Below are 12,121 nucleotides of genomic sequence, written 5' to 3' on the forward strand. Positions count from 1 at the left end.
CATATACTCCATCTTTCGCGCCACCGGTTTCCCGTGAGCTCCGCCCTACGCCGCCAGCTGCGGTCTGAACGCCACATCCACATAGTAGTTCGCGCTGTTGTATGTGCTGTTCGGAAACAGCCCGCTCGATCCGTAACCGTAGACGCCGTTGCCGCCGCTAAGCGCCGACGAAAGCGCGCGCAGGTTGCCGTTCGTGATGTCGGAGGTAAAGAAATTGCCCGTTGCCGAATAATTTCCGTTGGTGCTGTACGAAACGACATAGGTGGTGTTCGCCTGGATCGCGACGTCCTGGGCCAGATTGACCGATTGCCAGCCACTGGCGCTCTCGCCGCCGAAGCTCGCGCTTGCCAGCAGCGTGCCGGTCGACGACCAGAGATATCCGGTATGCGAACCGGTGTTGTTGGAGCCCTTGTAAAATTTGATTCCGCTGATCCAGCCTGCCGTGTCCGCCTGGAACTTCATGCCGAGGTTGACCGGATTATTGTCGTTCACCGAAATGATCGCCGGTGTGCTGCTCGCCGTAAAGACGCTCTGGGTCGTTGGTTGCGGAGAAACGGTCAGAGAAACCTGGGCCGAAGCCGCGCCGCCGCGCCCGTCGGAGATCGAATAGGTAAAGCTCGCGGCGCCGGTATAGCCTGCTGTCGGCGTAAACGTGACCATGTTGGTCTGGCTGTTGAACGAAGCGGTACCGTTTACCCCGCCGCTGGCCCCGGTGATTGTCAGCGTGTCGCTATCCGCATCGGTATCATTGGCGAGCAGTGCCGAGGCCTGGATGACGAGCGGTGTGTCAGCGGTTGTGGAGTAATTAGAATCGGTGACGGCAACCGGCACGGAGTTCTGGGTCGACTGCTGGTAGAGCACATCGACCCAGTAGTTCGACGCAGTGTAGCTGGACGTGGGAAACAGGCTGTTCGTCCCGTAGGTATAGACACCGTTGCCGCCGCTTGTGCTGCTGGACGGAGCAGTAAGTTCGCCATTGGTGCGGCTGGTGGCGAAATAATTGGAGGTTACCACATAGTTGCCATTGGTATGATAGCTGGCCACGTACGTCGTGCCGGCTGCGATGGTGAGCGGCTGGGCGAAGTTCACTGTTTGCCAGCCGCTGGCGCTTTCGCCGATGAAAGTCGCGGTGGCCAGCCGCACGCCGGTAGTGCTCCAGATGGACCCCGTGTGGGGGCCGTTGTCCTGTGCTCCCTTGTAGAAGCGCATGCCGGTGATGGTTCCACCGACTGAGGCTACGAACTTCATGCCGAGTTCGACGGAGTTCGGGTCGTTCACGGATGTGATCGCCGGGGTATCCGAAAGGCTGAACAGGCTCGTTGCCGTCGAGGGCGGAGAAACCGTCAGATTGACGGTGGCCGAAGCCGTGCCGCCGCGACTGTCGGAGATCGAATAAATAAAGCTCGCGGCCCCGGTATAGCCGGCTGTCGGATTGAAGGTGATTGTGTTGTTCTGCGCGTTGAAACTTACCGAACCGTTGACCCCGCCGCTTACCCCGGTGATCGTCAGAGCGTCGCCGTCGGGATCCGTGTCGTTGGCGAGGAGGGCGGATGCAGCGATCGTCACGGCCGTACTTTGGGTAGTGGTGTAGCCGTTGTCGTTGCTTGCAATCGGCACGGTGTTGGCGGTCGAGGCTTTGTAGACGACGTCGACCCAATAGTTGGTGGCCTGGAAACTGGTCGTTGGAAACGCGGTGCCCGGCGAATAGGCATAGAGGCCGTTTCCGCCACTTGTCGCGGATGAGGGAGCCGTCAGCGACCCATTGACCTTCGCGCTGTTGAAATAGTTCGCGGTGGCTGTATAGACTCCGGTCGTATGGTAGGAGGCGACATAGGTCGTTCCCGCCGTGATCGCAACCGGATTGGAGAAGGTAGCGGTCTGCCAGCCGCTGGTGGATTCGTTGGTGAAGGTGACGGTGGCCAACAGCGTACCCGCCGACGACCACAGCGAACCGGTGTGCAGCCCGGTGGCATTTGCCGGCTTGTAGAAGCGTACGCCCGTGATCGTGCCGACCACGGATGCGGTGAACTTCATCCCAAGCTCCAGTGGCTGGTCGTTGACCGCCGGCCCCGCCGGCCCTTCTGTCCACTGGAACAGCGACACACCGGCAGGGTCTTGTTCGACCGTCAGGGATACATTGGCGGTCGCCGTGCCGCCGCGCCCATCCGAAGCCGTATAGGTGAAGCTTGCCGGCCCGCTATAGTTGGCATTCGGCGTGTAGATGACATTGCCGGTCTGGGCGTCGAGCGTCACGGTTCCGCTGGTAGCATTGCTGACCGCACTGACGGTCAGCGGGTCGCTGTTCGGATCCGTGTCGTTGGCCACCAGCGCGGCGAAGGAGATCGGGAGCATCCCGTTCTTTCCGACCAAAAACCCCGAATCGGCCGTTGGCGTCGGCGCTTGGTTGGGGTCCGGCGTGAAAACGACATCGACCCAGTAGTTTGAGGTGAAATTGTTGCTCGGGAACATGCCGTTGCTGTCGCTGGAATACGCGTAGACGCCGCCCTGAGCCGTGAGCAGGCCGTTCGTATAGCTCGACGCGAAATAATTGTTGCTCGATGACCAATATCCTCCGGTGTGATAGGATGCGACATAGCTCGTTCCGGGAGTGAGACGCACCGGATTGGCGAACGTTACTGTCTGCCAGCCCGTTATGGGTTCGACGGAGGACGTGCCGGTGGCTAACCGCGTACCTGCGGACGTCCACAGATTTACGACATGCTGGCCGACATTGTAGAAACCCTTGTAGAACCGAATGGCGTTGACAACGCCATCCGTCGCCGCCTGGAAGCGGACGCCCACCTCGATGCCGTCCCGGTCGAGATTGGTTTCGATTTGCGGTTTGCTGGCAAGCGTCCAGAGGCTTGATGTCGAAGGCAGATTGACGGTGACCTGGGTGCTCGCCGACGGAGTGCCGAGGTTGAGGCTGTCGTCCACGGCGCGCGACATGATGTTGTAGGTCCCGGACGCCTGCACGACCCAGCTGTAGCTCCAGGCCTCGCGGCCTGTCGCTTTCCACCAGCTCTGGCCGCCGTCAAGGGACACCTCGACGCCCGCGACGATGCCGCCGCCGAGATCCTGTGCGCTGCCCGTGACCGTGACCTTCTGTCCCTCGACGAAGCTCGCGCCCAGGGTTGGAGAGGTGATGGTCGAGGTCGGCTTGATCGTATCGGTCGATTGTGTCGCCAGGATCAGGCTCGCGTCGAGCGTCCCGGGCTGAATGCCCATGTCGGCGAACATGTTGACCATAGCCTGCTGGACATTCGGATCGGTTGGTGTGGCCGCCCCTTCATGGTTCGAATCAAGGCCCCAGGACCAGAAGACGGTCCCCGCGCCGAAGACGAGCGCGCCGCTCTCGGCCCGGTACATGGTCAGGCTGTGGTTTACAGTCGCAGAACCGACCGAAGTGCCGTAGTCGCGTAGATAGGTGTCGACCGAAACCGTCGACAGCGACATGTTGATCAGCCCGGCGGGCCGGTAGCCGTTTTCGACGTCGGAATCCCACTCATAGCCAAGCAGGTTCTGGGCCAGGGAGTAGGTCTGGCCCGGCTGCAGATTGGCAACATTGGTGTTACGCCAGAACCGGAGGTTGGAATAGTCGTAGGGGATGGTGATCGTGTCCAGCCGGTAGCCGTCCACCGTGAACATGGTACCTGTCAGCGCGTTTTCCGGCTTCTGGCCGGGATCGGCAAAGCGTGGATCTCGCCACGTTCCGGTCGCCGTGGAGCTCGGATCGGGGGTCCCACCCCAGGTTTCCTTGTAGGTGACCATCGTCCGATACGGCGTACCATTGCCGTCAATGCTGGTTTCCCAGCGAACCTTCCAGTAGACTTCGTTACCGCTCCAGAACGCAAGGTTGACGCCGGCGTCGCGCGCCGCCTCGACGTTGGTTCGCTGTTCAGCCGACCAGTACTCGTCATGACCGACCGAAAGATAAGCCTGGTGATTGAGCAACAGGCCGCCGCTTCGCGTCGCATCGACACCGGAGATATAGGAGACGTCGTAGCCGTTCTGCTCGAGCCAGCGGATCGCCGAATGTTCGACGCCGAATATGAAATCATGCGTGCCGCCGATCGGGCTGGTGTTGGTGATGATTGGGCGATTGTAGCTGACCGCTGTGGCTCGACCGATCGCGGTCAGGCCGCAACTGCAGTTGGGCGGCATGTAGCCGATCATATCGGCCGGATTGACCGGTACCTCGCCATAATACAAGCTGGCGCCACCCCAGGCATTGTAAGCCTGCCAGGTGGTGTCGGAGGTCTGGAAGACGATATCGCTGGCCGCATTGTCGTCGCGAACGATGAAGGGGATGTGACTCTGGCCTGCCGTGCCGTCCTCGCGCACGAGCTTGGCGATGTAGACCCCGGAAACCATATCTTGCGGAATGGCCCAACTCGCCGACACCGCCCAGTTGCCCGCGTCGATGAGGCCGCGCGACATGTCGACAATCGGATGCGGCTGTACCTGCGCGGTGCCGAGCGTTTGTTGGATCGTGGCCACCTTACGGGCGCCGGCGCCGCCATAATAACCCAGTCGATAGATCTCGATCCGGTAGTTGGTCGAGTTGGTCGCAATTTTGAAGTCGACCGTCTGACCGATATTGGTACTGATCTGGGTGGCAAAGCCCTGAATGCTGGTATATTCCCCGTCGCCATTGATGCCCCATTCGCTGATGGGGTTGCCCTGCTTCAGGTTTTCCAGGACGATCTTGTTCTGGGCGGTCGGGTTGAGCTGGCTTGCGGTGCGCGTTCCGTCGGAGAACTGGAAATTTTCGGCACCGGTGACCGTATCAGCACCATCCGGTGAGCCGCTGCGGTTGTCGGCAATCGTGTAGGTGGCCCCTGAAAGGCCGATCGTATAGTTCGCGAATGCCCCGGTGAAGACCACGGTGTCGCCTGTTCCACCACCGCCATCAATCGTGTCATCGCCGCCACCGCCGTTAAGCGTGTCGTTTGCCGCCCCTCCAGTGAGCACGTTGGCGCCACCGCTGCCCGTCAGGCTGACCGCCGCGATCGATCCGTTCGCGTTGACGTTCTCAAAGCCGGTCGTATTGGCCGTATCGCCCGAACTCTGGTCGGCAGACGACAGGTTGATCGTCGCGGCACCGTTGACCAGCAGTGTGTCGATATCAGCCCCACCGGCGATGGATGCGTCTGAGCCGTCATAGGTGACCAGATCGTTGCCAGCACCGCCGGCGAGCGTGTCGATGCCAGCTCCACCAACGATCGTATCGGCACCGCTGCCGCCCGTGAGCACGTTGGCATTGCCGTCACCTGTAATGCTGACGATCGCATTCGATCCGCTCGCATTCACGTTCTCGAAGCCAGTCGTATTGGCCGTATCGCCGGAACTCTGGTCGGCAGACAATAGGTTGATCGCCGCTGCACCGGTGACCAGCAGCGTGTCGGTGTTGGTCCCGCCGGCAATCGATACGTCCGAGCCGTCGTAGGTGATCGTGTCGTTGCCTGCCCCACCGTTGAGCGTATCAGCGCCAGCACCGCCGACGATCGTATCGGCGCCGCCACCGCCCGTGAGCACATTGGCATTGCCGTCGCCAGTGAGGCTGACGGCAGCGCTCGCTCCGCTCGCATTCACATTTTCAAAGCCGGTGGTGTTTGCGGTGTCTCCGGAACTCTGGTCCGCAGAGGCGAGATTGATGGTCACCGCTCCGGTGACCATCAGGGTGTCGGTGTTTGCCCCGCCGGCAATCGATACGTCCGAGCCGTCATAGGTGATCGTGTCATCGCCTGCCCCACCGTTGAGCGTGTCAGCGCCGGCACCGCCGACGATCGTATCGGCGCCGCCGCCGCCGGTGAGTATGTTGGCATTGCCGTCGCCTGTCAGGCTGACGACCGCGATCGCTCCGCTCGCATTCACATTTTCGAAGCCGGTGGTGCCTGCGGTGTCTCCGGAACTCTGGTCCGCAGACGCGAGATTGATGGTTGCCGCTCCGGTGACCACCAGCGTGTCGGTGTTTGTCCCGCCGGCAATCGATACGTCCGAACCGTCATAGGTGATCGTGTCATTGCCTGCGCCGCCGCTTATCGTATCAGCACCGCCGCCGCCGACAATCGTATCGGCCCCGGCCCCGCCGGTAAGACTGTCGGCCTGACCGCTCCCGGTGATGGCGAACGCTTCGCTCTGGCCGCCCAGCGTGATCGTGACGCCGGCTGCTGCGCCTGAAGCCGAGATCGCTTCGACGCCCTGAATGGATCCATCCGTCGCTCCCAGCGAATTGAGGTCGGTCGATGTGGAGGTCAGGTTGATCGTATCGCCGGTTCCAGCGCCGAGATTGATCGTGCCGGAGCCGATGAGGATCGCGTCGAGCTGGGTGCCGCTGAGCGTTACCGTGTCGGTGCCGGACGTACCGGTGAGGTTGCCGGTTTCGACATTGCTGACCGTCGGCAGGGTAAGAGCCGAGATATTTCCGCTCGCCAGAACGTTCAGCACATCGGTCGTCAGCAAGCCGCTGCCGAGATCGACCGTGGCAAATCCGGCCCATTGCGACGCGGTCATCCTTACGGTATCGCTGCTCGTATTTCCTGTCAGCGTTTCGATGCCGGAAACTGTGCCAACCGAAAGGTCGGTCGTTCCGCCGGCCGTCAGCACGATCTGGTCGCGCGTGCCGCTAGCGCTGTTGCCCCCACCCTGAATTGACTCGCCCGCAGCGAACTGGCCGGCACCCAAGTTGATCGTGTCGTCGCCGCTACCGGCGACGATTGCATCTGCACCATTGCCGCCATTGAACGTGTCGCCGCTGGTGTCCTGAAGTTGTGCGGCCGTGCCGCCCGAGAATCCGGTGAGCGTCCCCGTCGTGGCGTTCGCCGTGTCGTTGCCGCTGGTGCCCGTGAACGTCGCCATGATCCCGGCATAGGTCATCATGCCTTCCGGCGAAAGCGGCGGACGACCGGCGCCGTCACCGCGATCCAGCGACCACGTTCCACCGCGGAGTTCCGCGCCGACAATACCGCTCGCCGCAGCGACGCGAACGCCTGTCCTTGCTGCTAGCACATCGATGAAGGCATCTCCCCGTTCACCGGCGCCGGTCTCGCAGGCCCAAATCAGCAGGGCCTTATCCATTCCAAGTGCTGTGTCAAAGCAAGGAAGTTCGGTCGTTTCATCCTTGATCGTCTCGCACGAGACCGGCCCCGCCGCGAAGCTTACTTCACCGGGCCGGCCATGCGCGATCACATGGATCGCGTCAAGGTTCGCGCGCGCCTCCAGGATCCGCGCCATCTGGGTCATCGCCGGCTCGTTCTTCGAAAGCACCACTGGCTCGACGTCGGGTCTCAGACAGGCAAGCAGCGTCTCGAAGTCCGTCACTGAGGGGTCGATGAAGGCAATCTCACGAGAGGGGGTCATGGTGTTTCCCGGACAATTTGGATTAACGTTGGGGCATCTGGCCAACTGTTGCGACCGCGCGGATTTTGTCACGCCACCCGGTTGCAGCCGCCCAAATAAGCCCGCCAGATCACGCCTCTGCAACAAAACCATCCTGCCAGCTTTTGATTGTCCGCAAACCTTAGCAATCGGTCTCACTACAACTGCTAAAGGTGGTAGGCGGTGCATGCCCCATCCTCCTATGTGATAATGGATTGGATGGCGTAATCGGCTCCTTTGCGAGGCGCTGGAGGAAATAGCATCTCCTGCGAAGTCTAATCACGCCAGGTTACTGGAACACTTGGCCGAATTTCAGGAGAACGCCAATTTTGTGATGGAGCATGGGCGATGCGACCGCGCGACGATGTAGGTCCGGACAGATTGGCTACTGGATATTGCCTCTACTTGAACCTGTCAGTCGGATGAGGACCCGCTGAGCGTGAGGGCGGGGTGTCAGATTTTCTGGACCGTGGAGCATCCGGAGGGTTCACTCCCAACACGAAAAAGATCGCGTTTATCGGCAGCCAATATTGAGCGTTTCGTATCAATTTGGAGAGTGCTGCTTCCGCCTTGCCTAGCGCTCTGCAACCCCCCACCGCAGGGTGAGGTTCCCTGGCTTTCCCAAGCTCAATGTTTATTTTCCCGCTGGCAAGGGGCCGATATCCATCGCCGTAGCCGGCAGTCAATATTGATTTTTCGGGTCGAGAGACCCGAATTATTGATCCGGCACGGTGATAGTTAGGCTGCGTATCGGCATCGGGGGTCGCGGAAGAAGGCTCGCACGGCGTGTGGCGACTGTGCCAGGCCGGTCATGTGGCTTTCGGCCGCGGCCTTGAGCCTGGCCTTGGTTTTGACTGGGACGGTGGTGCTGATGGCATGCTTGAGGCTGGCATTGAGCCGCTCATCTGGGTTCAATTCAGGCGAGTAGCTGGGAAGATAGAAGATCTCGATTTGATCTTTGCTTGTCTCCAGCCATGCCTTGACTAATTTCGAGTGATGCGCCCGGAGATTGTCGAGGATGAGAAAGATTTTGCGATCCGCATCTTTGATGAGCGCTTCGAGGAACTCGATCAGCCGATCCGCGCCGAAGTTCTCTTCAATGATCATCCAGCGCGTCTTGCCCTGATTGGTGACGGTCGAGATCATCGACAACTTGGCTCGGCTTCCCGGCGCGTAAGCGACCAGCGTCTCTCCCTTGGGAGCATAAGATCGGCCGCGCACGTCTGCGTTGATAACAGCGGTTTCATCGCCCCAGCGGATTTCACCACCCTCGGCCTTGGCCTGCGCTTCGATCGCTGGATAGGTCGCCTCCAGCCAGGCCTGCACGGCCTGCGGATTTTGCTCTTAGGCCCGACGGATCGGCTTCTGCGGCGTAAACCCCCAGCGCTTCAGATAATTGCCGACAGCGCGGATCTTCAGGGAAATACCGCATTCCCGGCTTATCAACTCCATCACCGCCCCGCGCGTCCACAGCGCAAATTCCATCTTCAGTTGCTCAGGACGCTTGTCGCAGATCAAGCGACGGATTTGCGCCTCCTGCTCAGGGCTCAGGCTGCGGCCGTCGCCTTGGGATCGGCCGCGATCCTTTGGCTTGAGGCTCGCCACACCTTCCGCTTCATAGCCGTCGATCGCCTTGCGAACCGCCTGCCACGACAGGCCCGTCAACTCGACAATCCGCATCACTTTGTGATCGGCCTTGGACAACCGGACCACCTGCAGGCGAAGCTCATAAAGCGCTGATTCGCTCAGTTTCCGTGCGTCTGTCTCCATGACCAAATCATACTATTTCGGGCTCTATAACTCAATATATATTCGTGCCTGGTCTATAGAGAGCCCGCCACCGAACAGGTAGCGGGCTCAAAATCGCCCCGGAAATACAGATCGTTGAGAAGGTTCACAATACGGAATGTCAAAAAATACTTTCGTAATGAACGCCGTTCCGGTTTCGGCCAAGGTAACAGCTTGAGAAGATTAGGCGCCGCTTACATAAAAGTCCAGTGACCTTTCTCGGACGTGTGAAAACCGCCGTGATACTCGCATAAGGCGAACGGCTGCCGAACGGACAACAGATCAACGCGTTGAACGCCGCCGTGACAGCCGTTATCGAAAGGTAGTCTCCTTACCGTTACTGACTTCGTTCCAGCATTTGACCTCATGACTGCTTCGTGAAGTGAAGATTTGGGAAAGTCGGGTAGTCACCCTATTTTGTCTACCCGAACCGCGCCGTGTTACTGGTCTGCTACTGCGGCGTTCCGATCATTCGTTCCCCATGCTGATCGGGCCATTCCCTCAGGAAGCCCCTCAAATTCCTGGCCGCGCACGTCTATAGCGCTGACCCTGACTGCTGACACACTAGGCATCAACGCACAACCGTCTTTGCGCCGCCAATAACTTGACAATAGCAATCATGCATTTCATAGGGAGCCTATCCAACGTCCCTTCCCATTCCGTCAAGATCGCACACCATGGCACCGCTTTTTATCTCCGCCCTGGCAAATTGGGGTGATGCGCCTGCAATGCTTTTTCCAGACCGTGATCCGATCACATACGGGAACTGGCAGATCGTGTAACTCAGAAATCCTCGGCCCTCTACTGCCACAAAATGCCGGTCGGCGTGGAAGCATCGCATTCTGAGCATGCAATCATCGGCTACCTCGCCGCCCTTCAAGCCGGCCATGCCGGTGTCCTGCTTCCTCCAACGGACCCGGCGCTGGGCGCCGTCATCGACGAGGCCTTTGCGCCCGAAATCAGCTTTCTCCATATCGACGGCCGCTGGTGGCTGATTGAACCTCCCCGCAGCCGCGGCCAGCACGGTATTCCGCCGCATCCCGATCTGGCGCTTCTGCTGATGACATCCGGAAGTACTGGCCGCGCCAGGGCGGTAAAACTCTCCACTCGGAACCTCGACGCCAATGCGGCGTCGATCGCCCAGTATCTCGGCTTGACGCCACTGCACTATTGCTACGGCTTGTCCGTTCTGCATTCGCATCTTTCGGTCGGTGCTAAGCATCTATTTCCCGAAAATATCGATAGCGGATCCGCAATTCCACGATAGGCTGGAACAGTCCGGATGCACGAATTTTTCCGGCGTGCCCTATTCTTAAGAGCTTCTGGAGAGCATTGATTTTCGCAGCAGGCTCCCTTCATCCCTACGCTTCATGACCGTCGCAGGCGGCATCTATCTCGTTGATGTCGCGACCACGCGGCAGTGCCCAACCCGGCACGCGGGGCGACCAGTCGGGGACAATTGAAGCGGAGGGCGCGAGCGAATCCATGCACCGAAGTGTAAATCATGTGCGCGGATTTAGCCAGTAATATCGACTTGAACCGCACGCCATGTCGTGACACAAATACGACAGATAATGTTGCATTATCGGTCATATCGCTCGGCATGACTGGAATGCTCGTATCATCGCGCAAAAGCCTAAAAATTCCGTCTTCGAGAAGCGGCGACGTCTCTCAGCACATCGCCAGCTGGGTTGTTGGTTTGCCGACAGGCGATTGTATGCCTCCCCTCCCGCCAAGCGCTCAGATCGAACAGTTTAACTTGCAAAGAAACCGTGACATAGCTAGCCGTCTAGGCTTCGAAGTTATGTCCAGGACGACTGATCTTTCGGTAGTCGCCCCTCGGGATCGTGAACCTCGATAATGTCGCCCACTTGGACATTGGCAGAAAATACAACGAGATTTGTTCCGCCCGCGTGTTGCAGTGAAGGAAAGAGAATTCCCTTGTATCCCGACGTGACGGCTATATCCGACAACAGCCAGCAGGGCGGGGTTCTGTGATCAATCCGGGCGATCTTTCGCCATTGGCAATCCCATCCCGCCCATTTTGCATCCCAAACCAAAGGATCGAACCCTTTTGACAGGTCGACGACAGGATCTAGTTTTACAGTATATGCTACGAGTGTTGCCGGCGGTGTAATCGAGGCGCCCTGGCGATACTCCTCCAACGCAGTTTGCGGCGCCCTTGAAAGGTAAAGCGCTTCAACACCCGGTCGATTGAAGCGACCGCCGTCGCTCGCGGCCCCTGCCCCGCTTGTGGGAAGATGCGCCCATTTTGGCGTAAGAAAGCGATGAAAAACCTCGCCCGGCGGGCCTAAGCCTGTAAGCCTCACCCGCGTGCACCGTTACCAAGATCCCGGATATATGCCAGAACGGCCTCGACATGACCTTCTGCGACGAGTTCGGCGGCTGTCTTATGATCATAGTCCGGAATGGGTTCGTTTCGATACCAGTAGATGGACTTATCAAGGGCTCCCGTCAGCTCGGCCGCAGCTGAAATGACTTTGATCATTTCGCGCATGCGACCCTGCAGACGCTCCGAGGAGGGATTGCGCAGCGTATTGCGGTGAACGCCCGTCAATTCCGCCAATCCGGTTACTGGAACACCGAGCGCCTTGGATAGGCGATTGGGAGAAATGTAGGGTGTACGTGGCTCCTGCAGGCTATCGACGAAGCCTGAGACCACAGATGCGTGTGCCATAAAAGCCTGTACCATAGTGCACTCCAATAAAAGAATATGCACAATATATGCACATTTAAGCGCACATCAAGACTGTCGTTTTGAATTTTTGGCGAGGGGCACGCGCCCGTCATGCGCGCGCCCTCCTTCTATTGCCACTATATTGTAAATCGAGATTGGAGCCGATTTTCGAACGGTTATGCGTTCTAGCTCTGAGACCCGGAATTCGATGGGAAGATTTTCTAAGAACTGCCGCCGCAGTTTTGAATGCCTATA

At 59.3% G+C, this 12,121-nt stretch carries 3 protein-coding genes and 3 pseudogenes; 1 reads left to right on the forward strand and 5 read right to left on the reverse strand.

Annotation, left to right across the window (positions count from 1 at the left end):
- Positions 1–45 precede the first annotated feature (45 nt).
- The 3 pseudogenes from R6X40_RS18945 to R6X40_RS18955 form a co-directional block, all read right to left on the reverse strand.
- Positions 46–5,106, reverse strand: a pseudogene (locus R6X40_RS18945) (DUF4082 domain-containing protein); the annotation flags it as partial.
- A gap of 78 nt (positions 5,107–5,184) precedes the next feature.
- Positions 5,185–7,569 (reverse strand): annotated as a pseudogene (locus R6X40_RS18950) (DUF4347 domain-containing protein); the annotation flags it as partial.
- Positions 7,570–8,118: 549 nt separating this feature from the next.
- Positions 8,119–9,150: pseudogene (locus R6X40_RS18955) on the reverse strand (IS630 family transposase).
- Between the two features lie 844 nt (positions 9,151–9,994).
- Between R6X40_RS18955 and R6X40_RS18960 the strand changes: the two are divergent.
- Positions 9,995–10,435, forward strand: coding sequence for an AMP-binding protein (locus tag R6X40_RS18960; protein WP_318415362.1), 441 nt, complete (start codon positions 9,995–9,997; stop codon positions 10,433–10,435).
- Between the two features lie 535 nt (positions 10,436–10,970).
- Here the strand turns inward: R6X40_RS18960 and R6X40_RS18965 are convergent.
- Together R6X40_RS18965 and R6X40_RS18970 are read right to left on the reverse strand one after the other, a co-directional pair.
- A complete protein-coding gene (locus R6X40_RS18965) occupies positions 10,971–11,498 on the reverse strand; it encodes an RES family NAD+ phosphorylase (protein WP_318415363.1) in 528 nt (175 codons plus the stop codon).
- Complete coding sequence (locus tag R6X40_RS18970; protein WP_318415364.1) at positions 11,495–11,881, reverse strand: hypothetical protein; 387 nt, start codon at positions 11,879–11,881, stop codon at positions 11,495–11,497. Before R6X40_RS18970 ends, R6X40_RS18965 begins: the two co-directional genes overlap by 4 nt.
- Between the last annotated feature and the right edge of the window lie 240 nt (positions 11,882–12,121).

This window comes from Rhizobium sp. PL01 (assembly GCF_033447125.1).
Classification (GTDB): Bacteria; Pseudomonadota; Alphaproteobacteria; order Rhizobiales; family Rhizobiaceae; genus Pararhizobium.

Bases quoted from the DNA above. Each gene is read 5' to 3' on its own strand.
- R6X40_RS18970 (WP_318415364.1), bottom strand. From the start codon at position 11,881: ATGGTACAGGCTTTTATGGCACACGCATCTGTGGTCTCAGGCTTCGTC.